Raw genomic sequence first — 25,282 nt, 5'->3', positions numbered from 1 at the left:
GAAATACGATGAGGGTTCTATTCGTGATGCACAATATGCCACGAGGGAGCTATGGCTAAAATGCCAAAGTTCCCTCGTTTTCGGACTCGGGCGTGAGCCGTCGTCATCGCGCGGAGCCTGTCATCCGGCGGCGCTTTGCGCCGACCGGTGTGCCATCTCAGTGCGTGACCCGCTCGACGGCGATCGCGGTGGCTTCGCCGCCGCCGATGCACAGCGCGGCGACGCCGCGCTTCAGATTCTGCGCCTCCAGCGCATGCAGCAGCGTCACGATCAGCCGTGCGCCGGTGGCGCCGATCGGATGGCCGAGCGCGCAGGCGCCGCCGTTGATGTTGAGCCGGTCTCTGGGAATGCCGAGATCGCGCTGCGCCGCCATCGCGACCACCGCGAACGCCTCGTTGATCTCGAACAAATCGACATCGCCGACGCTCCAGCCGACCTTGTCGAGCAGCTTTCTGATCGCCGGGATCGGCGCGGTGGTGAACCACTGCGGCTCCTGGCTGTGGGTGGCGTGGCCCTTGATCTCGGCCAGAACAGGCAGCCCGTCGCGATCGGCAAGCGAGCGCCGCGCCAGGATCAGCGCGGCGGCGCCGTCGGCATTGGCCGAGGAGGCGGCCGGCGTGATGGTGCCGCCCGCGCGGAACGCCGGCTTCAGGCCGGGGATTTTTGCCGGATCGACCTTCAGCGGGTGCTCGTCATTGGCGACGATGCGGGGACCTGCCTTCTCGGCAAGCGTGATCGGCGCGATCTCGGCCTTGAAGGCGCCGCTCTCGACCGCCTTGCGGGCGCGGCTCAGCGTCTCCATCGCGAACGCGTCCTGGTCGGCGCGGGTGAATTGATAGGCCTCCGCGGTCGCCTCGCCGAAATCGCCCATCGAGCGGCCGGTCTCGTAGGCGTCCTCGAGCCCGTCCATCATCATGTGGTCGATGATGCGGTCGTGGCCGGCGCGATAGCCGCCGCGCGCCTTCTGCAAGAGGTAGGGCGCGTTGCTCATGCTCTCCATGCCGCCGGACAGCACGATCTCGGCCGAGCCGGCCTTGATGATGTCGTGCGCCAGCATGGTCGCCTTCATGCCGGAGCCGCAGACCTTGTTGACGGTGGTGGCGCCGGTGGCATCAGGCAATTTGGCACCGCGCGCGGCCTGGCGGGCAGGGGCCTGGCCCTGACCGGCGGGCAGCACGTTGCCCATGAACACCTCGTCGATGCGCTCGGGCGCGAGCTTTGCGCGCTCCAGCGCCGCGCCGATCACATGCGAGCCGAGCTTGTGGGCCGGGAGCGGCGCAAGTTCGCCCATGAAACGTCCGAGCGGGGTGCGGGCGGCGGAGAGGATGACGACGGGATCGGCGCTGGTTGCCATGGCAGGATTCCCTTCAATGCCGGAGATTTGATTGAATTATTCTCATCATATGATGCGATGCAAAAAATGCAACTCCGCGCGGCATGACAAAATGTCGTGTTCGCATGAGTTAGGGACGGGACAGTTCCGTAGTCACCGCCGTCGTTCTGGCGCACGCGGGGACGATGGTTCTCGATTCAAGCTGCCACACTACGCGGTGTCATCACCCGCGAAAGCGGGTGATCCAGTATTCCAGAGGCGCCTGTGCTTGAACCGAGAGGCCGCGGCGTACTGGATCGCCCGGTCGAGCCGGGCGATGACAGCTCCGCCGCGGCGACGCATTCGAGACTGCCTGCGTGCCGGCCTAGTCCTGCCGCCAGGCCCCGAGCAAGAACCGTCGCTTCGGAGCGGCGCCGGCCTGCTTCTGCACGTCGGGCAGGTCGACGGCGTAACGCTTCATCAGGAGCTTGACGGCGATCCCGATGATCACAAAGGGCGTCACATAGATCGCGAAAACTTCGAAGGCTGTCATGTCGTCCTCCGCGGTCTCTGACAGGCATCGTAGCACAATCTCCCGCAAGGCGGCGCGGCACCGGCGATCCGGCGGCTGCGCGGCGGGTGGGCGGTGCAGCACGCCGCCGCCGATGCCGTCGCGCATGGCGGCATGCGGCGGCTTCAATTGACACCGACCGGCTCGGCGCTAGGCTGCCGAAGCAGGGACGTTTTTCCCAAGAGAATCAATATCCGCAATCGAGACCCAGAAGAACCAAGAAAAGGGCAGGACACGCCGTGACACGCGTCATCGCGTCGTGAGCGGGACCACGCGGACCTCCGCACTCGCGCCATTCCGCATCCGCAGCTATCGCTTTCAATGGCCGTCCGACCTGCTCACCTCCTGGGCGTTTGAGGTCGAGACGCTGGTGCTCGGCTGGTACATCATGGTCGAGACCGGCTCGGTGCTGCTGCTGACCGTGCTCGCCTCGCTGCAATATGTCGGCACGCTGGTCGCGCCCGTGGTCGGCATGATCGGCGACCGGATGGGGCATCGCGATCTCTTGGCCGTGATGCGCTTTGCCTATACGGCGCTGTCGGGGACCATCATGACGCTGGCGCTGACCGGACACCTGGCGCCTTTCAACGTCATGATCATCGTCGCGATCATGGGGGTGATCCGCCCGTCCGACCTCGGCGTACGCGGCGCGCTGCTCGCCGACATCATGCCGCCGGAGCGGCTGGTCGGCGCCATCAGCCTGGCGCGCACGACGCAGGACTCGGCGCGCATCGCCGGCGCGCTGACCGGGGCCGGATTGTTCGCCGCGCTCGGCATCGGCTACGTCTATGTCGGCATCGCCAGCTTCTATTTCATCGCCGCCATCCTGATGCTCTGCATGAGTCGTCCGAAGTCGCACGGCGCGGTGGATCAGGCGGCGATCGACCTGCCGGGCTCAAAACTGCTGCGCGACCTCAAGGAGGGCATCGTCTATGCCTGGAGCGGCCCGGGCATGCGCGCCGCGCTGTGCGTCGCGTTCCTCGCCAACTTAACCGCGTTCCCGCTGACCAACGGCCTGTTGCCTTACGTCGCGCGCGACATCTTCCATACCGACCAGACCGGCCTCGGCTATCTCTCCGCAAGCTTTGCATTTGGCTCGCTGATCGGCTCGATCACGCTGAGCATGGCCGGCGGCGTGCGCATCGCGCGGCTTTTGATCGGCGCGACACTCGCCTGGTATGCGATGCTGCTGGTGTTCGTCGAACTGCGGACCATGCCGGTGGCGATGGCCTGCCTGGTGCTGGCCGGCATCGCGCAGAGCATGTCGATGATCTCGGCCGCGGTGATGCTGATGCGCAACGCCAGCGCGCATCTGCGCGGCCGGGTGATGGGCGTGCGCATGATGGTGATCTACGGCCTGCCGCTCGGCCTGCTCGCGGCCGGCAGCCTGATCGACCTGATCGGCTACACCGCGACCGGCACGCTGCTCGCCGCCGCCGGCTTCATCGCGATGCTGGCGATCGCGCTGCACTGGCGTGCCGATCTGTGGCCGACCCACGCGCCGGCCAATGCAAGGTGAGATTCCCGCAGCCCGGATGAGCGAAGCGATATCCGGGACAGACCTATCCGCGGATGAAGCGTCCCCGGATTTCGCTCCGCTCCATCCGGGCTACGACAGCCGTTACGCCGCTTGGGTCGCCCGCCGAACATGCACCGGCACCGATTTGTACGACGGGGTGCCGCTTTCCTTGTCCTGATAGTCGAGCGGCACCAGGCCGTTGGCTTCGGGATAATAGGCGGCGACCGAGCCGCGGGCGATGTCGTAGACGATGGCCGTGAGCGTGAGGCGGCGCGGCGCGCCCGAGGGCAGCGCGGTCTCGATCTCGACGAGATCGCCATGGGCAAGGCCGCGCGCGGTGAGGTCCGCTTCGTTGGCGAACAGCACGTCGCGACGTCCGAACACGCCGCGATAGCGGTCGTTCAACCCGTAGATCGTGGTGTTGTACTGATCGTGGCTGCGGATCGTCGCGAGCTTGAGGACTGACTTGTCCGTCAGCACCGGATCCTCGTCGAGGCCGTCGAAGATCAGGAATTCGGCCTTGCCCGACGGCGTGGTCCATTTGCGCTCGGTTGGCGGCAGTGGCAGGCGGAAGCCGCCGGGAATCCGGATCCGCGCGTTGTAATCCCTGAAGTCGGGGAACACGCCCTCGATGGCGTCGCGGATGCGGTCGTAATCGGCGATCAGATCGGTCCACGGCACCTTGCTCGCGGGCAAGGTCGCCATTGCCATGCCGGCAACGATCGCCGATTCCGAAAGCAGGTTCTCGGAGGCCGGGGTCAGCTTGCCGCGCGAGGCGTGCACCATCGACATCGAATCCTCGACGGTGACGACCTGCGGCCCGGAGGCCTGGATGTCGCGCTCGGTGCGGCCCAGCACCGGCAGGATGATCGACTGCTTGCCGACCAACAGATGGGAGCGGTTCAACTTGGTGCCGAGATGCACCGCAAGCTCGAGCTTGCGCATCGCGGCCGTGCAACGTTCGGGGTCGGGCAAGGCGATGGCGAAATTGCCGCCGAGGCAGATCAGCACCTTGGATCGTCCGTCGTCGATCGCCTCCATCGCGGCGACCGCGTCATGGCCGTGATGGCGTGGCGGCTTGAAGCCGAAGGTGCGCTCGATGCCCTCGAACATCGGGATGTTGGGCTTCTCGGTGATCCCGACGGTGCGATTGCCCTGCACGTTGGAGTGGCCGCGCAGCGGGCAGATGCCGGCGCCGGGCTTGCCGTAGTTGCCCTTCAAGAGCAGCAGGTTTGCGATCTGCTGCACGTTGTCGGTGCCGCGCATGTGCTGGGTGATGCCCATGCCGTAGGTGACGATGGTGGCGTTGGATTTCGCGTAGGCGGCGGCGACCTCGCCGAGCTGGGCGCGGCTGAAGCCGGAGACCGTCTCGATCGCCTCCCACGCCGTGGTGCGCAGGTCGGCGGCGAACGCCGCAAAGCCGTTGGTGTGCTCGGCGATGAAAGCGTGGTCGAGCACGTCATGGCTCGCGTCGTCCTGCTCGATCAGCGCCTTCATGACGCCCTTCAGCACCGCGGCGTCGGCGCCGACCTTCGGCTGGTAATAGGTCGAGGCGATCCGCGTCGAGCCGAGCGTCGCCATCTCGATCGGGTCCTGCGGATCGGCAAAGCGCTCCAGCGCGCGTTCGCGCAACGGGTTGAACACGATGATCGGCGCGCCGCGGCGCGAGACCTCCCACAGCGTGCCCATCATGCGCGGATGGTTGGTGCCGGGGTTGTGGCCCATCGCGATGATCAGCTCGCAATGGTCGAAATCGTCCAGCGACACCGTGCCCTTGCCGATGCCGATCGATTGCGGCAGCCCGACGCTGGTCGCCTCGTGGCACATGTTGGAGCAATCGGGGAAATTGTTGCTGCCGTATTCGCGCGCGAAGATCTGGAACAGGAAGGCAGCCTCGTTCGAGGCGCGGCCCGAAGTGTAGAACTCGGCCATGTTGGGGTCGGGCAGCGCGCGCAGGCTCTCGCCGATCCGCGCGAAGGCGTTGTCCCAGCTGATCGGCTGGTAGGTGTCGGACACCGCGTCATAGGCGAGGGGATCGGTCAGGCGGCCCTCGTTCTCGAGATGGAAGTCGCTCCAGGTCAGCAACTCGGTGACGGTGTGGCCGGCGAAGAAGTCCGGCGTGACGCGCTTGCTGGTCGCCTCCCAGGTCACGGCCTTGGCGCCGTTCTCGCAGAACTGGAAGGTGGAGGTATGCTCCTTGTCCGGCCAGGCGCAGCCCGGACAATCGAAGCCGTCGGGCTTGTTGGTGCGCAAGAGCGTGATCGGTGCCTCGACCAGATCCATCTGGTCGCGAACCGCTGTCGCGGTGGCCTTGAGGGCACCCCAGCCGCCGGCCGGAGCATTGTAGGGTCGGATACCGGGAACGTCGCGCTTCTGGACCATATGTCCTCCCGCAGCTCTTGAGTTCTGACCTCGTGCGTCTGTCCCGAAAGTGATTGTCTTGTTGGCCGTATGCGGCAACCCGCGCGAGCAGAGTGTTCTGATCGACGTTCTCGATCTGGAACACCCGTCTTGCGATTGAGGTTAGACTAATCTGCTGCGGCTCGCGGTCAACAGTCTGTCAAATACGTAGCCCGGATGAAGCGCAGCGCAATCCGGGGAATTCGATCCGCTGATGACGCGGCCCCGGATTTCGCTACGCTCCATCCGGGCTACAGATCTCATGCGCTTACCGCTTGCGATCCAGAAAACCCTGCAGCAGCCGCTGCGGCTCGCCGGTCTGGAACGATTTGCCGAACACGCCGACGCTGAGGTTGACCGACTCGGTCAGCGGCAGCTCTTCCCATTGCCGCAGCAAATCCTTCTGAATGCGCAGCGCCTCCGGGCCGCATTCCAGGAACGCCTTGACGGTGTGCTCGACCGCCGCGTCGAGGCCGCCGGGCTCTGCCACGGTGTCGACCAGGCCCCAGGCGAGCGCGGTTTGGGCGTCGATGTTCTCCGCGGTCATCATCAGCCAGCGGGCGCGGCCCCAGCCGATCATGCGCGGCAACAGCGCGGCGTGAATCACCGAGGGGATGCCGACGCGCACCTCGGGCATGCCGAACATGGCGTCATGCGCGGCGACCCGGACGTCGCAGGCGGCCGCGACCTCGAGGCCGCCGCCGAGGCACCAGCCGGGCAGGCGGGCGATGACAGGCGCCGGGAATTTGCGCACGGCCTCGCAGAGATCGCGCAGCCGGCTGATGAACGCCTCGGCCGATTTCTGGTCGAGCGTCGCCATCTCCTTGATGTCGGCGCCGCCGATCATGCTGCGCTCGCTTTCGCCGGCGAGGATCACCGCGCGGATGGTGCGGTCGGACGCCAGGTGCTCAAAGCCCTCACGCACGCCATTGGTCACGGCCGAGCTGACGATGTTGAGCTTGCCGGCGTTGCAGATCGTGAGGCGGGCGACGCCCCTGTCGTCGCGGTCGATGCCGCAGTGCGGATTGAGCATGTCCATGGTTTGGTCCCGGCGCAGGAAGTGATGGCGCCATGTCCCGGACAAAGCACGTCTCTGTCAAGGCACGGTCCGGCGGTTGCGCGGCGGGTCGCGGATCTATAGAATTATATAGATCATATAAATGGAGCCGTCATGACCGCCGCCGAGATCACCGACCTGCATTCGCCCGATCTGACGCGCACGCGCGTGGTGGAATGGCAGGCGCCCGGGCCGGTGGCGAAGGCGGCGCTGCCGATGTCCGGCATCGCGGCGATGCGTGCGATCCGTGACGGCCATTTGCCACCGCCGCCGATGGCAAAGCTGATCGGCTTCCGCATGGCCGTGGTCGAGGAGGGGCGCATCGTGATGGAACTCGAGCCGCATGAGAGCCTGGAGAACACCATCGGCCTGCTGCATGGCGCCACCGCCGCGGCGCTGCTCGATACCGCGATGGGCTGCGCGATCTCGACCCTGCTGCCGGCCGGGCAGACCTCGGTGACGCTGGACCTCAAGCTGACCTATCTGCGGCCGCTCTCGGCGCGGTCCGGAACCGTCTCGGCCGAGGGCAAGGTGATCAAGCTCGGCCGGCAGACCAGCTACACCGAGGGCTTGGTTCGCGACGGCAAGGGCAATCTTGCGGTGCACGCGACCGCGACATTTTCCATGCTGGGCGGGGAACCCCAGACATTGAATAAGACGAAATAACTGCAGCATCGGGCCGGCAAATCTGCTATTATATGATTAGAAACATTCCATGAGAGCGGCATGCGCTATTCGAAAGAACACAAGCAGGAGACCCACGCGCGGATCGTCAAGAAGGCCGCGACGCGGCTGCGCGAGAAGGGCGCCCACGGCATCGGCGTCGCCGACCTGATGAAGGATGCCGGCCTGACCCATGGCGGCTTTTACGCGCATTTCGACTCGCGCGAGGCGCTGGTGATCGAGGCCTTCAACTACGCCATGGACCGCGCCAACGAGCGCTGGCGCAAGGTTACGGCGGAGGTGCCGCCGGAGAAGCGGCTGGCAACCATCGTCGATGGCTACCTGTCGGCGGTGCATCGCGACGACCCCGGCCAGGGCTGCGCGGTCCCGGCGCTCGGCGCCGAGATCGCCCGCGAAAGCCCGAAGACCCGCAAGGCCTTTGCGCTCAAGCTCGAGCAGATGATCGACATGATCACCGACCAGATCCAGGACGTGCCGCGCAAGACGGCGCGCAAGCAGGCGATGGCAACGCTCGCGACCATGTTGGGCACCATCGTGATGTCGCGGATCGCGGGCAACGGCGAAATGTCCGACGAAATCCTGTCTGCCGGCCGCGAGGCGGTAATGGGGCGGGCCGCCGCGGCGAAGGCCCCGGCGAAGAAGAAGGTGAATTAGGCCGAGAGGCCGTAGGGTGGGCAAAGGCGCTCACGCCGGCCCATCATTCGCATTCTGCTCGCGATGGTGCGCATGCTCCCTCCAACCTTGATGGCCGAGGCGGCAATCAATACCGACCACCATCGCGCTTTTGTTGCGTGAGCCATTCCGACAGCGTCCTGGTTTTTGATGGTGGATCGCCCGACGACCCTCGTCTGATACTGGTTCCGGAACGAGCCGACCGAAGCTTGGCTGATTCAGTTTCCACGATCGCGTCTGCGGAAGCGGACGATCTCTCGGCAGCTTCTCTTTCGAGGCGCAGCTTCTTCAAGCGCGCCATTTTGTCCCGCTCTGCCTCTGTCTCGGCTCCGTCGGACAACAGCGTCTTGTGGTGAGCAGTCTCTGCTGAACCCCAGACTCCGATGATGGTTGTCTCGCCCAGCGCCTTGCAGGCCTCGAGCCGATGTAACCCCTCGAGCAAAACGAGGCGGCCCTCATCAGGCCGAACCAGAATGGGGACTTGTTGCCCGACTTCCAGAATACTCGCCGCGATTTCCTGAACGAGCTCAGGCCTGAGGGTTTTCCGCTTCTTAACGGGCACGTAAATCTGATCGATTGGAAGACTTTCCGGGTTGGGCACAATGTTACTCCCTACTCAGGATCGGTCCAGAATACGGTTTAAGGATGAAGCGCCAGGCCGCCAAGGCATTTCTGAAAAAGGCACTTCTCACTCTGAGCTCGAGGGCCAGCGCTGGTCAGGTCGCCCCGCCGAACAGCGCGCGCTCGGTTTCCACCGTTTCGTAGATATAGTCCGCCACCGCGCGGATGCGGGCGAGGTCCTTGCTGTCGGCGTGCATCAGCAGCCAGAAGGTGCGCGAGATCCGCACCTCGTCCGGCAGCACCGGCTGCAATTCGGGGTGGGCGGTCGCCATGAAGTGCGGCAGCACGGCGATGCCGAAGCCGGCGATGGTGGCGTTGAGCTGCGCGATCAGATTGGCGCTGCGGAATTTGGCCGAGATCTTCGGCGAGACCTGCGGCAGATAGTCCAGTTCCGGGGTGAACAGCAATTCCTCGATGTAGCCGACGAAGCGGTGCTGCGGCAGGTCGGCGCGTGCGGCGATCTTCGGCGCCTGTGCGAGATAGCCGGGTGCGGCATAAAGCCCAAGCGCGTAGTCGAGCAGCTTGCGGCCGACGATGCGGCCTTCCTTCGGCATGGTCAGGCTGATTGCGATGTCGGCCTCGCGCTTGGAGAGCGAGAACAGCCGCGCGGTAGCGACGAGCTGCAGATCGAGATCGGGATACCGCTCGGTGAACTTGACCAGCCGCGACGCCAAAAAGTGGCTGCCGAAGCCATCGGGCGCGCCGATCCGCACCGTGCCGGTGAGATGGGCGCGCGAGCCGCCGACCGCCTCCTGGTTGGCGACGATGGTGGATTCCATCGCCTCCGCGCTGTCGGCGACGCGCTGGCCAGCCTCGGTGAGCAGGTAGCCGGTCTTGCGCCGATCAAACAGTTTTGCGGAGAGGTGGCGCTCCAGCCGGTCGACACGGCGGATCACTGTGGCATGATCGACCCCGAGCTGCTTGGCGGCAGCCGAAACCGACCCGCCGCGCACGATCGCCAGCACGAAGCGGAAGTCGTCCCAGTCGATTGCGCCGCCGCCTTGATCCAGCATTTCCGCACATCTATGGTGCAATTTATCGGACTTGAATCCTATAAAATGCAGGGTCAATAGGGTTTGTAAAGCGATCTCGCCGCCGGCCGCGGCGGTTCACGTCTCCAAGGGAGGATATTCATGCGCTCGATCGGACATTTCATCGGTGGCAAGGAGGTCAAGGGTACCTCGGGCCGTACGGCTGACGTATTCGAGCCGATGACCGGCGACGTCCAGGCCAAGGTGGCGCTGGCCTCCAAGGCCGAGGTCCGCGCTGCAGTCGAGAACGCCAGGGCGGCGCAGCCCGAGTGGGCCGCCACCAACCCGCAGCGCCGCGCCCGCGTCATGATGAAATTCGTCGAGCTGGTGCAGCGCGACTACGACAAGCTCGCCGAGCTTTTGGCGCGCGAACACGGCAAGACCGTTCCCGACGCCAAGGGCGACATCCAGCGCGGCCTCGAAGTCGCCGAGTTCGCTTGCGGCATCCCGCATCTGATGAAGGGTGAATACACCGAGGGCGCCGGCCCCGGCATCGACATCTACTCGATGCGCCAGCCGCTCGGCGTGGTCGCCGGCATCACGCCGTTCAACTTCCCGGCGATGATCCCGATGTGGAAGTTCGCGCCCGCGATCGCCTGCGGCAACGCCTTCATCCTGAAGCCGTCGGAGCGTGATCCCGGCGTGCCGATGAAGCTTGCCGAGCTGATGATCGAAGCGGGCCTGCCGCCCGGCATCCTCAACGTCGTCAACGGCGACAAGGAGGCGGTCGACGCCATCCTCGATGATCCCGACGTCAAGGCGATCGGTTTCGTCGGCTCGACGCCCATTGCACAATACATTTACGAACGCGCCGCGCAGACCGGCAAGCGTTGCCAGTGCTTCGGCGGTGCCAAGAACCACGCCATCATCATGCCGGACGCCGACATGGACCAGGCGGTCGACGCGCTGATCGGCGCCGGCTACGGCTCGGCCGGCGAGCGCTGCATGGCAGTCTCGGTCGCAGTGCCCGTCGGCAAGACTACCGCCGACCGGCTGATGGACAAGCTGATCCCGCGTGTCGAATCGCTCAAGATCGGCACCTCGGTCGATCCGTCGGCCGATTACGGCCCGCTGGTGACCCGCGAGGCGGTCGAGAAGGTCAAGAGCTACATCGACATCGGCGTCAAGGAAGGCGCCACGCTCGCGGTCGACGGCCGCGGCTTCAAGATGCAGGGCTACGAGAACGGCTTCTATCTCGGCGGTTCGCTGTTCGACAATGTCACCAAGGACATGCGGATCTACAAGGAAGAGATTTTTGGCCCGGTGCTCTCGGTGGTGCGCGCCAAGGACTATCATGAGGCGCTGGCGCTGCCGTCCGACCACGACTACGGCAACGGCGTTGCGATCTTCACCCGCGACGGCGACGCGGCGCGCGACTTCGCGGCCAAGGTCAATGTCGGCATGGTCGGCGTCAACGTGCCGATCCCGGTGCCGATCGCCTATTACACCTTCGGCGGCTGGAAGAAGTCCGGCTTCGGCGATCTCAACCAGCACGGCCCGGACTCGGTGCGCTTCTACACCAAGACCAAGACCGTGACCTCGCGCTGGCCGTCCGGCGTCAAGGACGGCGCGGAGTTCTCGATCCCGACGATGAAGTAAGCCTTCATCGTGGGCGGCGAGATGCAGTTCGCTCTCAATGAGGACCAGATCGCGATTCGCGACATGGCGCGGGCGTTTGCGGCTTCGAGGATCGCGCCGCACGCGCTCGAATGGGACGAGAAGAAGCACTTTCCGGTCGACGTGATGCGCGAGGCCGCCGGCCTCGGCATCGGCGGCATCTACATCAAGGACGATGTCGGCGGCTCGGCGATGACGCGCTTCGATGCCGCGCTGATCTTCGAGGCGCTGGCGACGGGCTGTCCGACCACGTCGGCCTTCATCTCGATCCACAACATGGCGTCCTGGATGATCGATGCCTATGGCAACGACACCCAGCGCCAGCAATGGCTGCCGAAGCTCTGCACCATGGAGCTGATCGCGAGCTATTGCCTGACCGAGCCGGGCGCCGGCTCCGACGCCGCTGCGCTGCGGACCCGTGCGGTGCGCGACGGCGATCATTACGTCCTCAACGGCCAGAAGCAGTTCATCTCGGGCGCCGGCAGCACCGACCTTCTGGTCGCGATGGTGCGCACCGGCGGCGATGGTCCCGGCGGTGTCTCGACGATTGTGGTCGACGGCAAGACGCCGGGCGTCTCGTTCGGCAACAACGAGCGCAAGATGGGCTGGAATGCGCAGCCGACCCGCGCCGTAATGTTCGAGAACGCGCGCGTGCCGGTCGCGAACCGGCTCGGCGAGGAGGGCATCGGTTTCAAGATCGCGATGGCCGGCCTCGACGGCGGCCGCCTCAACATCGCGGCCTGCTCGCTCGGCGGCGCGCAGGCGGCGCTCGACAAGGCGCTGGCCTACATGAAGGACCGCAAGGCGTTCGGAAAACGCCTCGACGAATTCCAGGCGCTGCAGTTCAAGATCGCCGACATGGCGACCGAGCTGGAGGCCGCACGCACCTTCCTGTGGCGCGCGGCCGCCGCGCTCGACCGCAAGGACCCGGACGCCTCGATGCTCTGCGCGATGGCCAAGCGGTTCGGCACCGATGTCGGTTTCGAGGTCGCCAACCAGGCGCTACAGCTGCACGGCGGTTACGGCTATCTCAGCGAATACGGCGTCGAGAAGATCGTGCGCGATCTGCGCGTGCACCAGATCCTCGAAGGCACCAATGAAATCATGCGGCTGATCGTGTCGCGCAAGTTGATCGAGGGCGCGCGATGAATGATGTGGCCGCGGAAGGCGACCTGATCGCGCGCAAGGAAGGCTCTGCCGGCATCATCCGGCTCAACCGGCCGAAGGCGATCAATGCCGTGACGCTGGAGATGTTTCACGACATCGACAAGGCGCTCGACGCGTTCGAAGTCGATCCCGACGTCGCCGTCATCGTGCTGGAAGGCGCCGGCGAGCGCGGCCTATGCGCCGGCGGCGATATCCGCGCACTGTGGGAAAGCTCGAAGGTCAAGGGCGACCTCGGCAAGATCCTGTGGCGCGACGAGTACATTCTCAACGCGCGGATCAAGACATTTCCAAAACCCTACGTCGCCTTCATGGACGGCATCGTGATGGGCGGCGGCGTCGGCCTGTCGGCGCACGCGCGCCATCGCGTCGTGACCGAGCGAACCAAACTCGCGATGCCCGAGGTCGGGCTCGGCTTCTTCCCCGACGTCGGCGGCACCTATCTGCTGTCGCGTTCGCCGGGCGAGGTCGGCACCTATTTCGGCCTCACCGGCACCACGATGAATGGGCCGGACGCGATCTACGCCAAATTCGCCGACGCCGTGGTGCCGAGCGCAAAGCTGCCGGCGCTGCGCGAGGCGCTGACCAAGGTGGCCCCTCGCACCAGCTCGGACGAGATCGACCGGCTGATCGCGGGCTTCGCGACCGGCGAAAAATCCGGCCCGGTCGCCGCGATGCAGGCCAGGATCGACGGCTGGTTTGCGCACGGGCGGATGGAGGACATCGTCGCCGCACTTGAGGCCGACGGATCGGAGCTGGCGCAGGCCACGCTGAAGACGCTCGGTGAGAAATCGCCGCGCGGCATGGTGGTGACGTTGAAGCTGTTGCGGCTGGCGCGGGCGACCGAGACGCTGGAAGAGTGCCTGGTGCGCGAATATCGCGCCGCGCTCGAGGTGTTCGCCAGCGACGATTTCCGTGAGGGCGTGCGCGCCGCCGTGATCGACAAGGACCGCAATCCGAAATGGTCGCCCGCGAGAATCGAGGACGTGACGCCGGAGATGCTGGCGCCTTACTTCGCCGGGGTCGGCGCCGATGAACTGAAATTTCCCGACAGCAAATAGAAACGTCGCAAGCGGAGGACTTACCATGGCAAACGTCGCATTCATCGGGCTCGGCAATATGGGCGGGCCGATGGCGGCCAATCTGGTCAAGGCCGGCCACAAGGTGACCGCGTTCGATCTGGTCGCGGCGTCCCGCGATCAAGCCAAAAGCGACGGTGCCGCGATCGCCGAGAGCGGCGTCGGTGCGGTCAAGGGCGCCGATGTCGTGATCACCATGCTGCCGGCGGGCAAGCATGTGCTCGGCGTCTGGAACGAAGTGCTTCCCGCCATGAGCAAAGGCGCGCTGATCATCGATTGCTCGACCATCGACGTCGAAAGTGCCAAGCAGGCGCATGCGCTGGCTGCCAGGCACGGCATGGCCTCGGTCGATGCGCCGGTTTCCGGCGGCACCGGCGGTGCCAAGGGCGCGACGCTGACCTTCATGTGCGGCGGCGAGCCGAACGCCTTCGCTGCGGCCCAGCCGATGCTGGCGAACATGGGCAAGAAGATCGTGCATTGCGGTGCCGGCGGCGCGGGGCAGGCGGCCAAGATCTGCAACAACATGATCCTCGGCATCTCCATGATCGCGGTCGGCGAGGCCTTCGTGCTCGCCGAAAAGCTCGGCCTGTCGCATCAGGCGCTGTTCGACGTCGCCTCGACCTCGTCGGGGCAGTGCTGGTCGCTGACGACCTATTGCCCGGTTCCAGGCCCGGTGCCGACCTCGCCGGCCAACAACGACTACAAGCCCGGTTTCGCCTCCAACCTGATGGTCAAGGACCTGACGCTGGCCCAGGACGCCGCCAACGCGGCCGGCGCGGTGACGCCGCTCGGCAAGCACGCGCAGGAGCTCTACAAGACCTTCGACGCGTCGGGCCACGGCGGGGTCGACTTTTCCGGAATTATCCAGCACGTTCGCAGTCTCGCTGGGAAGTAGCTGACACTCGTAGCCCGGATGGAGCGCAGCGAAATCCGGAACAGCTCTATCGACTGGCGCGACCGCCCCCGGATTGCGCTTCGCTCCATCCGGGCTACGCTTGACGGTGACGCTGGTTGCCAATCAACGGGCTCGGAAGAAGATGACCACATTTCAGGACGCACGCGCCTTTCTGCTCAGGCACCGCACCGACTACGACACGGCGGTGAGAGATTTCCGCTGGCCGGATCCGGTGCCGTTCAACTGGGCGCTCGACTGGTTTGACGCCGAACTCGCGCACAATGCCGACAGCCGCGATAGGGCGGCGCTGTGGATCGTCGATGCAGCCAGCGGCAATGAGACCAGGCTTTCTTTCGCAGAGCTTTCGCGCCGCTCCAATCAGGTGGCAAACTTCTTGCGCGGGCAGGGGCTGAAGCGCGGCGACCATCTGTTGCTGCTGCTCGGCAATGTCGTGCCGCTGTGGGAGACCATGCTGGCGGCGATGAAGCTCGGGGTGGTCGTGATCCCCGCGACCACACTCTTGACCGCGGATGAATTGCGCGACCGGCTGGACCGCGGCAAGGCCAAGGCGGTGGTCGCGACGCAGGATCAGGTCGCGAAATTCGCCGGCCTCGGCAGTGACAGCCTCGTGCGCATCGTGGTTAGTGCTGCGCAGCCGCAGGATGGCTGGCTGCCGTTCGAGGATGCGGCGAAGCAATCCGACGCCTTCACGCCTGACGGCCCGACCAAGGCCGACGACCCGATGCTGCTCTATTTCACCTCGGGCACCACGGCGAAGCCAAAACTGGTGCGGCACAGCCAGCGCAGCTATCCGGTCGGCCATCTCTCGACCATGTACTGGATCGGCCTGCAGCCCGGCGACATCCATCTCAACATCTCCTCGCCCGGTTGGGCCAAGCATGCCTGGAGCTGCTTCTTCGCGCCGTGGAATGCCGGCGCCACGATCTTCATCGCCAACCAGCCACGCTTCGAGGCGAAAGGGCTGCTCTCGATCATCGGCCGTTGCGGCGTCACCACGCTGTGCGCGCCGCCGACGGTGTGGCGGATGTTCATTCAGGAAGATCTCGCAAGCTTCAAGGTTTCGCTGCGCGAAGTCTGCGGCGCCGGCGAGCCGCTCAATCCCGAGATCATCGATCAGGTTCAATCGGCCTGGGGCCTGACCATCCGCGACGGCTACGGCCAGACCGAGACCACGGCGCTCGCCGGTAACTCGCCGGGGCAGAAGGTAAAGGTCGGCTCGATGGGCCGGCCATTGCCGGGCTATCGGGTCCAGGTCACCGACAATGACGGCCGGGCCGCGAAGGAAGGCGAGGTGACCTTGCTGCTCGGCGCTGACAGGCCAGCCGGCCTGATGCAGGGCTATCAGGGCGACGACGGCCGGCTGATCGGCACCGACGGCGCGATCTACCGCAGCGGCGACGTCGTGTTCACCGATGACGATGGCTATCTGACCTTCGTCGGCCGCACCGACGACGTGTTCAAATCCTCCGACTACCGCATCTCGCCGTTCGAGCTGGAGAGCGTGCTGCTCGAGCATGACGCGGTGGCGGAAGCCGCCGTGGTGCCGAGCCCGGACCCGATCCGGCTGGCGATCCCCAAGGCCTATGTGCTGCTGGTGTCCGGGGTCGAGCGCACGCCGGAGACGGCGCTGTCGATCTTCCAGCACCTGCATGCCCGCCTGGCGCCGTTCAAGCGCATCCGCAAGATCGAGCTGGTCACCGAACTGCCGAAGACGATCTCCGGAAAAATCCGCCGCGTGCAGTTGCGCCGGCTCGAACATGAAGATAATCGCAGCGATGCGTTGCGCGGGGCCGAGTTCCGCGAGGAAGAATTTCCGGAGCTGCAGAAGGTGCGGACCTCCGGTTAGCAGAGGTTAGCCAATGAACGAAGTCTGGAAGAAGCCGCCGGTGTCGCTGGAAACCTACCAGGGCATGGTCGGCAAGGAGATCGGCGTGTCCTCGTGGCACCTGCTGGATCAGGGCCGCATCGACACCTATGCCGACGTGATCGAGGATCACCAGTTCATCCACGTCGATCCCGAGCGGGCGAAGCAGGAAACCGCGTTCGGCACCACGATCGCCCATGGCTTCCTCACGATGTCGCTGCTGTCGATCATGTCCTACGAGGTGATGCCGGTGCTCGAAGGCACCGCAATGGGCGTCAACTACGGCTTCGACAAGCTGCGCTTCATCTCGCCGGTGCGCTCGGGCAAACGCGTGCGCGGCCGCTTCGTGCTGGCGGAAGCTACGCTGCGCAAGCCGAAGGAGCTGCTGTCGCGCACCAACGTCACGGTCGAGATCGAGGGCGAGGAAAAGCCTGCGCTGGTCGCCGACTGGCTCGGCCTGATCTATTTCAGCTGAGCAATGGTTGAGTAGCTCCACCTTTCCCGCACGCAGGAGAGGTGGAGCGAGCCCGGCTAATCCAAGTAGTCCATTGACGGCTCTGATCCCCGGTGTCCATCATGCTGGCCTTAGGCGGTGCGGTCCCGGGAGTGGCAGCCATGGTGCAGAACTTCGTCGCCGGACTTGTCGTAGTCGCTTTGCTCGTGATTGGCTTGATTAGCCACGCCCAGGAACATCACGAGTGCTGGAACGGGCATCTGATCAAGAGCCTGAAGCCATGTGGGTCGATGACCCCTGACGTCTAGCGCCCGGCGGCCGTCATGACCGCTTGTAGCCGGACTTGACCCGGCCACCCATCGCTGCTCAAAAGTCCCCAACCTTTTCATGCCGCTCGGGCGTGCACCCTCTCCCCTTGTGGGAGAGGGCGGCGAAATCGAGCGGAGCGAGATGAAGCCGGGTGAGGGTATCTCTCCACGCGCTCATCTGTGGAGAGAACCCCTCATCCGGCGCGCTTGCGCGCCACCTTCTTCCACAAGGGGGAAGGGAAGAACAGGAATTTACGACATGGCAATCAGGTTTGACGGACGCGTCGCAATCGTCACCGGCGCGGGCAACGGTCTTGGGCGGGCGCATGCGCTGGGGCTGGCCAGCCGTGGCGCCAAGGTCGTGGTCAACGATTTCGGCGGCGCGCGCGACGGCACCGGCGGTTCGCTGTCGCCGGCCGAGACCGTGGTCGAGGAGATCCGCAAGGCCGGCGGCACCGCGATGGCCGACGGCGCTGACGTCTCGAATTTCGAGCAGGTCACCGCGATGGTCGAGCGCGCCACCAAGGAATGGGGCAGCGTCGATCTGCTCTGCGCCAATGCCGGCATCCTGCGCGACAAGTCGTTTGCCAAGATGGAAGTCGCCGACTGGGCCAAGGTGCTCGACGTGCATCTCACCGGCACCTTCTACTGCTGCAAGGCGGTGTGGGCCGGCATGCGCGAGCGCAATTACGGCCGCATTGTGCTGACCACTTCGTCGTCCGGCCTGTTCGGCAATTTCGGCCAGGGCAATTACGGTGCGGCGAAAGCCGGCATGGTCGGCCTGATGAACGTGCTCGCCGAGGAGGGCCGCAAGAACAACATCAAGGTCAACACCATCTCGCCGACGGCTGCGACCCGCATGACCGAGGAGCTGTTGCCGCCGCAGGCGCTGGCCCTGATGAAGCCGGAGGCGATCACGCCGGCGGTCGAATTCCTGCTCTCGGAGGATGCGCCGACCCGCACCATCATGGGTGCCGGCGCCGGCTCGTTCGCGGTGATCCGCGTGCTGGAGACCGAAGGCGTCAACCTGCCGCAGTCGGAATGGACCCCGGATGGCGTTGCCGCGCATTTCAATGCGATCAGCGACATGTCGACCGCGAAGGCGTTGCAGGGCGCGTTCGAGCAGACGCAGAAGTACGTCGCCCAGGCCGCCGCGCGGGCGGGGATCAAGCTTTAAGCCGTCATTCCGGGGCGGCGCGTAGCGACGAGCTTTGGCGTGCAATTGCACGCCAGAGAATCCATAACCACCATCGTGAGCATGGATTCCCCGATGCGCAATCGCGCATCTGTGGTCTGCGCCTTACGGCGCATCCCGGAATGACACCTTTTGTTGTGGCGCCGAGCTGGGCCTACACTCACGCCATGTCATCACCCTCCGCCAGCCACGTCGCCGTCATCGGAGCCGGACCTGCCGGCCTGATGGCGGCCGAAGTGCTCGCGCAGGGTGGCGCTGCCGTCACCGTCTACGACGCGATGCCGTCGGCCGGCCGCAAGTTCCTGATGGCGGGCCGTGGCGGGCTCAATCTGACCCACTCCGAACCGCTGCCGGATTTCCTCGGGCGCTATCGCGAGGCGATGCCGCATCTGGAGGCCGCAGTCGGGTCGTTTCCGCCCGACGCCCTGCGCGCCTGGAGCGCGGCGCTGGGGCAGCCGACCTTCATCGGCACCAGCGGCCGCGTGTTTCCCAAGACATTCAAGGCATCGCCACTGCTGCGCGCCTGGCTGCGGCGGCTCGATGCCGCGGGCGTACGGTTTGCATTCCGGCATCGCTGGATTGGGTGGGACGGCAGCGGCGGGCTGTTGTTTGCGACACCGGATGGTCCGCGCGTGGTCAATGCCGACGCGTCGGTGCTTGCACTTGGCGGCGCAAGCTGGCCGCGGCTCGGCTCCGACGGGGCGTGGACAGTGACCGTCGCGGCGAAGGGCATCGCCATCGCACCGATACGGCCGGCCAATTCCGGCTTTACGGTCGCCTGGTCGAATATCTTTCGCGATCGCTTCGAGGGCCAGCCGCTCAAGGGCGTCGCGCTCACGATGGGCCGGCATACGGTGCGCGGCGAGGCGGTCGTCACCCGGACCGGCATCGAAGGCGGCGCGATCTATGCGCTGTCGGCGGAATTGCGCGAGGCGGTGCTGGGTATCGGGCAGGCGACGCTGACGATCGCGCTGCGTCCGGACCTCGCCGCCGCCGCGCTGACCACCCGCTTGTCCGGGACGCGTGGCAAGCAGTCCTTCGCGAACTTCCTGCGCAAGGCGGCGCAACTCTCTCCCGTCGGGATCGGCCTGATGCAGGAGACAGCGATTGCGTCCGGACGGCCGCTGGCATCGCTCTCGTCGGCAGAGCTCGCACAGCTGATCAATGCGATTCCGGTGCAACTCACGGGCGTCGCGCCGATCGATCGCGCGATCTCAAGCGCCGGCGGGATTGCGTTCAGCGAACTCGATGCGCATTACATGCTGCGCAAATTGCCCGGTGTCTTCGCCGCCGGCGAGATGCTGGACTGGGAATCCCCCACCGGCGGCTATCTGTTGCAGGCCTCGTTTGCGACGGGCGTCGCCGCTGGCAAGGGGGCGTTGAACTGGCTTAATTCGTAGGGTGGAGCGCAGCGATACCCATCAATTTTCTTGTCGCCGCCGCGAGAGGATGGGTATCGCTGCGCTCCACCCATCCTACCAATTCGCGGTGCCTCACTCCGATCCGGTTTTCGTCGCGATGTCGGTAATGAATCCGAGCACACCGAACGTGGCGGCCACCGCACAGACGGCGGGCCAACCACCATAACTCCATGCTGCGGACGCCGCCGCCGCACCGACCGCGCCGCCGATGAAGAACAGCGCGACGAACAGGCCGTTGATCCGGCCGCGTGCCTCCGGCTGCAACAGATTGACGGCGCGGCGGCCGAGCGTCTGGTCGGTGGTGATGCCGAAATCGAGCAACACGGCGCCGACGCCAAGCATCGACAGGGCCGCGACCCGCGATTCGATCGCGCCGGCCCAGGCGCACAGCGCGAGCGCGCCGGCAATGAGAAGGTGCGAGATGATCAGCAACGGCCGCGCAAAACCCCTGTCGCCCCAGCGCCCTGCGATCGGCGTCGCCGCCGCGCCGGCGACACCGATCAGCGCGAACAGCGCGATCCCCTTGGCATCGAGCTTGAACGGCGCATCCGGCAGCCGCAGCGCGATGGCGGCCCAGAACGCGGTGAACGATGCCATCACCAGCGCCGCGGTCCAGGCGCGGACGCGCAGCACCGGCTCCTCGCGCAGCAGCTTTGGGAATGAGCGCAGCAGGGCGCCGTAGCTGACCTTCGCCGTCGGCTGCAGCGTCGGCAGAGTGCGTGCCAGCGCGGCGGCGAGCACCGTCATCAGCACGGCCGAGGTGAGGTAGTAGCCGCGCCAGTTCCAGCTGTCGGCGATCAGGCTCGCCATCGGCCGCGACAGCAGGATGCCAATCATCAGGCCGCTCATGACGTCGCCGATCGCTTGTCCCCGGCGTTCCGGCGGGACCATGGAGGCCACCAGCGGCACCACCATCTGGATCGCGGCGCACGAGGCGCCGAGGATAAAGGTGGCAGCCAGCAGCATCAGCGGTGTCGGTGCCATCGCGGTGCCGATCGCCGCGACGATGGCGCAGGCCAGCGTGCGCAGGATCAGCCGCTTGTTCTCGACGAGGTCGACCAGCGGCACCAGCAACAGCAGCCCGAGCGCGTAGCCGAGCAGGGTCAGCGTCGAGATCAGCCCGGCCTGCAGCGCGGTCATGTCGAGCGAGCGGCCCATCAGGCCGACCAGGATTTGCGGTGCGAACAGGTTGGTGACGACGGTGCCGGTGGTGATGGCGCCGATCCAGATCAGGGGACGGACGGAGACGGGGCGTGCCGGGGAGAGCTTGGTGGCTTCGGAAATCGTCATGGGACCTCGCGAGGGAGTGGCGAGGCGCCCTTTAGGGGATCGGGCTAATATGCTACAATTCAAATAAGATAATGAAGAATATGCGAGATTGTTATGAATACCCATGACCTTGTGGCGTTCGTCGCCGTGGTGGACACCGGATCGATCGTCGCGGCCTCAGTGCGGCTGAACCTGACCCAGCCCGGCGTGACGCGGCGGATCCAGAATCTCGAGGAGATGCTGGGCGCGCAGCTGCTCGACCGGCTCTCGAAGCCGCTGAAACCAACCGCCGCGGGCATCGAGGCTTATGAGCAGGGCCGCCGCCTGCTGCGCATGCTCGACGACCTCAAGTCAGGCGTCGCCAGCGACGGCGTGGTGCGCGGCGAGTTCAGGCTTGGCCTGACGCCGTTTTTGTCGGAGGCCGGGCTCACCGGTCCGCTCGACGCCGTGCGCGGCGAATTTCCCGCGCTCGCGGTGCGCGTCGTGTCGGGTTGGTCGCCGAACCACATGGAGCGGGTCAGCCGCAACGAGCTCGACGCCGCGGCGATCTGCCTGCCCGACGGCACGGCGCCGCCGGACGATCTCGCCGGCGACGATCTCGGCGCGCAGCCGGTGGTGTTCGTCGTCGCACGCGACATGAAGACGCCGAAATTCGTCGACCTCGAATGGCTGTCGCGGACCGGATGGGTGATCAACCAGGACGGCTGCGGCTTCCGCCAGACGCTGAAGCGCCATTTCGATGCGGCGCATTTGCCGTTCAACATCGCGGTCGAGGCGCTCGACAGCGAGCTGCGGCTGTCGCTGGTGGCGCGCGGCCTCGGCATCGGCCTCGTCACGCCGGTGGCGCTGAAGCGAAGCCCGATCCGCAATAGGCTCAAGACGGTGAAGATCGCGGATTTCAATCCCGCAGTGCGCGCCTGGATCGTGCACCGTCCGCCCGCCGGTCGTCTGGCGCGGCCGATCGAGGTGTTTCGCACGGCGCTGGATCAGGAGCTGCAGGCGCTGATCCGGGGGTAGCTTCGTGGGGTGAGCGGAGCGCGGCCCGCCGTCGCATTTCGAGGCCTCCGCTGCGCTACGGCACCTCCAGCGACAACGGCTTCGCCGTTGCGCGGGTGTGACGGCTTCGAGAGAGCGTCATCCCGAGGTGCGAGCCTTGCGGCGCAATTGCGCCGCTGGGCGAGCCTCGAAGGATGCGCGGGCGTTCAGATCAGCGCAGCTTGCCCCGCGCCGTCACCGGCAACGCGCCGATGATCTCGTCGCCGCGCACCATCACGACCTCGTCCATCATGTTGACGACGACGCAGACGTGATTGGGCACGATCCGCACGACGTCGCCGACATTCGGCCGGGTGTTGCTGCGCGCGAGATCGAGGAAACCGTGCTCCTCGGCGAAGCGCGCGATCCTGGCCTCGGGATGTTCGAGGATCAGGCCGTGGCCTTCGAGGCCGCCGGTGTCCGAGGTCAGCGTCTTGGAGCCGGCATCGAGGATGCCGCGTTCGGGGCCGGCGCGGCTGACCACGGTGGAATAGATATGCAGCGCGCAATCGTCCCAGCTCGCGACGCCGGCGGCGACCTGCATGCGATCGTTGTAGATGTAGGTGCCGAAGCGGTGCTCGGTGCCGCCCTTCAGTTTGCCGAGATTGATCAGGTTCGGCGTGCCGCCGGTCGAGACGATGGCCGCATCGAGGCCGTGGGCGCGCACACCGGCCAGGGCCTCGTCGTAGAATTTCTGCGCATCCGCCCAGCCGGTCTCGGTCGGGTACAGCATGAAGCCCGCGAAGCTCAGGCCCTTCGAGGCCGCGATCTCGCGTGCCAGCGCGATCGCCTCGGCCGGGGTCTCGACGCCGGCGCGCTTGCGGCCCGTATCGCATTCGACCACCACCGAAAGCGGGCGGCCGGAGGCGGCCGCGGCCTTCGGCAGGTCGCCGACCACGACGGAATTGTCGGCCGCGACGGTGACATTGGCCTTGCCTTGCAGGGCGCCGAGCCGCGCCATCTTCTCGTCGCCGAGCAGATTGTAGCTGATCAGGATGTCGTCGATGCCGCTATCGGCCATGATCTCGGCCTCGCCGAGCTTCTGGCAGGTGATGCCCCGGGCGCCGGCCTTGATTTGCAGCTGCGCCAGCATCGGATTCTTGTGCGTCTTGATGTGCGGCCGGCTGGCGACGCCGGCCTCGTCGCAGGCCTTCTGGATGCGCGCGATGTTGCGCTCGACCCGGTCCATGTCGATCACGGCGCAGGGCGTGCCGTATTCCTTGGCGATCTTGGCGGCGAGGGGCGTGGTCATCGGGGCGGCTCCAGTTCAGTCTCTTATGCCTGCTCAATCTCTTCGCGCAGCACCTCTAGTTCGAGCCAGCGGTCTTCCGCGGCGGCGAGCTCGTCCTGCGCCTTGGCGATCGCGGCCGAGGCGGCGTCGAACTTCTTGCGATCCTTCGCATAGAGGTCGGGATCGTCGAGCAGCTTCTGCTGCTTGGCGATCTCGGCGTGCAGTTTGTCGATCGTCTTCGGCAGCGTCTCCAGCGCGTGCTTCTCGTTGAAGCTCAGCCGGCGCCTGGGTGCGGCTTCGGGTGCGGTGGCCCTGGCTTCCTTTTTCTCCTCGACCTGGGCTTCCGCCTTCACGGTCTCGCGCTTCACGTCGGCGCCGCGCTGCGCCAGCATGTCGGAATAGCCGCCGGCATATTCGATCCAGCGGCCCTGGCCTTCGGGCACCACCACCGACGTCACCACGCGATCGAGGAAGTCGCGATCATGGCTGATCAGGATCACGGTGCCCTCGTAATCGCCGAGCATGTCCTCGAGCACGTCGAGGGTTTCGAGATCGAGATCGTTGGTCGGCTCGTCCAGGATCAGGAGGTTCGACGGCTTGGCCAGCGCGCGCGCCAGCATCAGGCGGCCGCGCTCGCCGCCGGACAGCGCCTCCAGCGGCGTGCCGCGCTGCTCCTGCGCGAACAGGAAGTCCTTCATATAGCCGATCACGTGCTTCGACTTGTCGCCGACCATGACGTGATCGCCGCGACCGCCGGTGAGCGCCTCGGCCAAGGTCAGCTTCGGATCGAGGCTCTCGCGATGCTGGTCGAGGGTTGCCATTTCGATATTGGCCCCGAGCCGCACCGAGCCGGAGTCGGGCGGATCGTTGCCGATCAGCAGATGCACCAGCGTGGTCTTGCCGGCGCCGTTGGGGCCGACGATGCCGACGCGGTCGCCGCGCTGGATCCGGGTCGAGAAGCCGTCGACGATCTTTCGCTCGCCAAAAGCCTTGGCGATGGTCTTGGCTTCGATCACCAGGCGGCCGGATTTCTCGGCCTCGGCGGCGGCGAGCGTGGCGTTGCCGGTGGCGCCGCGATAGTCGCGGCGCTGGTCGCGCAGCGCGAAGAGATTGCCGAGCCGCTTGACGTTGCGCTTGCGGCGGCCGGAGACGCCGTAGCGCAGCCAGTGCTCCTCGTTGACGATCTTGCGGTCGAGCTTGTGCTGCTCGCGCTCTTCCTCCGCCAGCACCTCGTCGCGCCATTCCTCGAACGCGCCGAAGCCGCGGTCGATCTGCCGGATCTGGCCGCGGTCGAGCCAGGCTGTGCTGCGAGACAGATTGGTGAGGAAGCGGCGGTCGTGGCTGATCAGCACCAGCGCGCAGCGCCGGCTTTCCAACTCGCCCTCGAGCCATTCGATGGTCGGCAGATCGAGATGGTTGGTCGGCTCGTCCAGCAGCAAAATATCGGGCGAGGGCGCCAGCACTCGCGCCAACGCGGCGCGGCGCGCCTCGCCGCCGGAGACATGCGCGGGATCTTCCTCGCCGCTGAGCCCGAGCTGTTCGAGCAGATAGCGCGCCTGGTAGTGGTCGTCGCCGGGGCCAAGGCCCGCCTCGACATAGGCCAGCGTCGTCTTGTGCTCGCCGAAGTCAGGCTCCTGCGGCAGATAGCGGATGGTAGCGCCGGGCTGCACGAAACGGCTGCCTCCATCCGGCTCGACCAGCCCAGCCGCGATCCGCAACAGCGTCGATTTGCCGGAGCCGTTGCGGCCGATCAGGCAGACGCGTTCGCCCGCGGAGACCGACAGTTCGACGCCTGACAGCAGCGGCGTGCCGCCGAACGTGAGGCTGATGTCCTTGAGCTGGATGAGAGGAGGCGGAGCCAT

21 protein-coding genes are annotated in these 25,282 nt (G+C 66.0%); 12 read left to right on the top strand and 9 right to left on the bottom strand.

Annotation, left to right across the window (positions count from 1 at the left end; all coding sequences use genetic code 11):
- Positions 1-157: 157 nt before the first annotated feature.
- Positions 158-1,354, bottom strand: a complete 1,197-nt coding sequence (locus BRSPCE3_RS01630) for an acetyl-CoA C-acyltransferase (protein WP_244063800.1) — start codon at positions 1,352-1,354, stop codon at positions 158-160.
- 343 nt (positions 1,355-1,697) lie between these two features.
- A complete protein-coding gene (locus BRSPCE3_RS01625) occupies positions 1,698-1,991 on the bottom strand; it encodes a hypothetical protein (protein ID WP_244063799.1) in 294 nt (97 codons plus the stop codon).
- A 151-nt stretch (positions 1,992-2,142) separates the two neighbouring features.
- Between BRSPCE3_RS01625 and BRSPCE3_RS01620 the strand changes: the two genes are divergently transcribed.
- Positions 2,143-3,402, top strand: coding sequence for an MFS transporter (locus BRSPCE3_RS01620; RefSeq protein ID WP_244063798.1), 1,260 nt, complete (start codon positions 2,143-2,145; stop codon positions 3,400-3,402).
- A 102-nt stretch (positions 3,403-3,504) separates the two neighbouring features.
- On the opposite strand, the gene BRSPCE3_RS01615 is transcribed toward BRSPCE3_RS01620, so the two are convergent.
- Both BRSPCE3_RS01615 and BRSPCE3_RS01610 read right to left on the bottom strand, forming a co-directional pair.
- Positions 3,505-5,784, bottom strand: coding sequence for an FdhF/YdeP family oxidoreductase (locus BRSPCE3_RS01615; protein ID WP_244063796.1), 2,280 nt, complete (start codon positions 5,782-5,784; stop codon positions 3,505-3,507).
- A gap of 286 nt (positions 5,785-6,070) precedes the next feature.
- Positions 6,071-6,841: an enoyl-CoA hydratase gene (locus BRSPCE3_RS01610; protein ID WP_244063794.1), complete on the bottom strand. Its 771-nt coding sequence runs from the start codon at positions 6,839-6,841 to the stop codon at positions 6,071-6,073.
- A 132-nt stretch (positions 6,842-6,973) separates the two neighbouring features.
- On the opposite strand from BRSPCE3_RS01610, the gene BRSPCE3_RS01605 reads away from it, so the two are divergent.
- Both BRSPCE3_RS01605 and BRSPCE3_RS01600 read left to right on the top strand, forming a co-directional pair.
- Positions 6,974-7,525, top strand: a complete 552-nt coding sequence (locus BRSPCE3_RS01605; protein WP_244063793.1) for a PaaI family thioesterase — start codon at positions 6,974-6,976, stop codon at positions 7,523-7,525.
- Positions 7,526-7,585: 60 nt separating this feature from the next.
- Entirely contained in the window at positions 7,586-8,197 is a 612-nt protein-coding gene (locus BRSPCE3_RS01600; protein WP_244063791.1) for a TetR/AcrR family transcriptional regulator, read from the top strand.
- A 106-nt stretch (positions 8,198-8,303) separates the two neighbouring features.
- Here the strand turns inward: BRSPCE3_RS01600 and BRSPCE3_RS01595 are convergent, their stop codons facing one another.
- Together BRSPCE3_RS01595 and BRSPCE3_RS01590 are read right to left on the bottom strand one after the other, a co-directional pair.
- Complete coding sequence (locus BRSPCE3_RS01595; RefSeq protein WP_244063789.1) at positions 8,304-8,816, bottom strand: ParB N-terminal domain-containing protein; 513 nt, start codon at positions 8,814-8,816, stop codon at positions 8,304-8,306.
- Positions 8,817-8,931: 115 nt separating this feature from the next.
- Positions 8,932-9,849 (bottom strand): LysR family transcriptional regulator, encoded by a 918-nt coding sequence (locus BRSPCE3_RS01590; protein WP_244063787.1) that lies wholly within the window; start codon positions 9,847-9,849, stop codon positions 8,932-8,934.
- 120 nt (positions 9,850-9,969) lie between these two features.
- On the opposite strand from BRSPCE3_RS01590, the gene BRSPCE3_RS01585 reads away from it, so the two are divergent.
- The 8 genes from BRSPCE3_RS01585 to BRSPCE3_RS01550 all read left to right on the top strand — a co-directional run bounded on the left by BRSPCE3_RS01585 (position 9,970) and on the right by BRSPCE3_RS01550 (position 19,864).
- On the top strand, positions 9,970-11,466 hold the full coding sequence (locus BRSPCE3_RS01585) for a CoA-acylating methylmalonate-semialdehyde dehydrogenase (RefSeq protein WP_244063785.1): 1,497 nt from the start codon (positions 9,970-9,972) through the stop codon (positions 11,464-11,466).
- 21 nt (positions 11,467-11,487) lie between these two features.
- Positions 11,488-12,633, top strand: a complete 1,146-nt coding sequence (locus BRSPCE3_RS01580; protein ID WP_244063782.1) for an isobutyryl-CoA dehydrogenase — start codon at positions 11,488-11,490, stop codon at positions 12,631-12,633.
- A complete protein-coding gene (locus BRSPCE3_RS01575) occupies positions 12,630-13,709 on the top strand; it encodes an enoyl-CoA hydratase/isomerase family protein (protein ID WP_244063780.1) in 1,080 nt (359 codons plus the stop codon). The genes BRSPCE3_RS01580 and BRSPCE3_RS01575 overlap by 4 nt, the downstream gene beginning before the upstream one ends.
- 25 nt (positions 13,710-13,734) lie before the next feature.
- Positions 13,735-14,622: a 3-hydroxyisobutyrate dehydrogenase gene (gene mmsB, locus BRSPCE3_RS01570; RefSeq protein ID WP_244063778.1), complete on the top strand. Its 888-nt coding sequence runs from the start codon at positions 13,735-13,737 to the stop codon at positions 14,620-14,622.
- Positions 14,623-14,764: 142 nt separating this feature from the next.
- A complete protein-coding gene (locus BRSPCE3_RS01565; protein WP_244063776.1) occupies positions 14,765-16,489 on the top strand; it encodes an AMP-binding protein in 1,725 nt (574 codons plus the stop codon).
- 13 nt (positions 16,490-16,502) lie between these two features.
- The gene (locus tag BRSPCE3_RS01560; RefSeq protein ID WP_244063774.1) at positions 16,503-16,982 is read left to right on the top strand and encodes a MaoC family dehydratase; all 480 of its coding nucleotides are present in this window, start codon (positions 16,503-16,505) and stop codon (positions 16,980-16,982) included.
- A gap of 546 nt (positions 16,983-17,528) precedes the next feature.
- Positions 17,529-18,446, top strand: coding sequence for an SDR family NAD(P)-dependent oxidoreductase (locus BRSPCE3_RS01555; protein ID WP_244063773.1), 918 nt, complete (start codon positions 17,529-17,531; stop codon positions 18,444-18,446).
- A 185-nt stretch (positions 18,447-18,631) separates the two neighbouring features.
- Positions 18,632-19,864, top strand: a complete 1,233-nt coding sequence (locus BRSPCE3_RS01550; protein WP_283843085.1) for a TIGR03862 family flavoprotein — start codon at positions 18,632-18,634, stop codon at positions 19,862-19,864.
- Between the two features lie 93 nt (positions 19,865-19,957).
- Here the strand turns inward: BRSPCE3_RS01550 and BRSPCE3_RS01545 are convergent, their stop codons facing one another.
- Positions 19,958-21,175 (bottom strand): MFS transporter, encoded by a 1,218-nt coding sequence (locus BRSPCE3_RS01545; protein ID WP_244063771.1) that lies wholly within the window; start codon positions 21,173-21,175, stop codon positions 19,958-19,960.
- 93 nt (positions 21,176-21,268) lie between these two features.
- Between BRSPCE3_RS01545 and BRSPCE3_RS01540 the strand changes: the two genes are divergently transcribed.
- On the top strand, positions 21,269-22,171 hold the full coding sequence (locus BRSPCE3_RS01540) for a LysR family transcriptional regulator (protein WP_244063769.1): 903 nt from the start codon (positions 21,269-21,271) through the stop codon (positions 22,169-22,171).
- A 190-nt stretch (positions 22,172-22,361) separates the two neighbouring features.
- On the opposite strand, the gene BRSPCE3_RS01535 is transcribed toward BRSPCE3_RS01540, so the two are convergent.
- Both BRSPCE3_RS01535 and BRSPCE3_RS01530 read right to left on the bottom strand, forming a co-directional pair.
- A complete protein-coding gene (locus tag BRSPCE3_RS01535) occupies positions 22,362-23,441 on the bottom strand; it encodes a D-TA family PLP-dependent enzyme (protein ID WP_244063768.1) in 1,080 nt (359 codons plus the stop codon).
- Between the two features lie 23 nt (positions 23,442-23,464).
- Complete coding sequence (locus BRSPCE3_RS01530; protein ID WP_244063765.1) at positions 23,465-25,282, bottom strand: ABC-F family ATP-binding cassette domain-containing protein; 1,818 nt, start codon at positions 25,280-25,282, stop codon at positions 23,465-23,467.

It is taken from the genome of Bradyrhizobium sp. Ce-3 (genome assembly GCF_022835695.1).
In the GTDB taxonomy this organism is placed as follows: domain Bacteria; phylum Pseudomonadota; class Alphaproteobacteria; order Rhizobiales; family Xanthobacteraceae; genus Bradyrhizobium.
The sequence above is the reverse complement of the archived record's forward strand: the minus strand, read 5'-3'. Positions and strand labels throughout refer to the sequence as shown.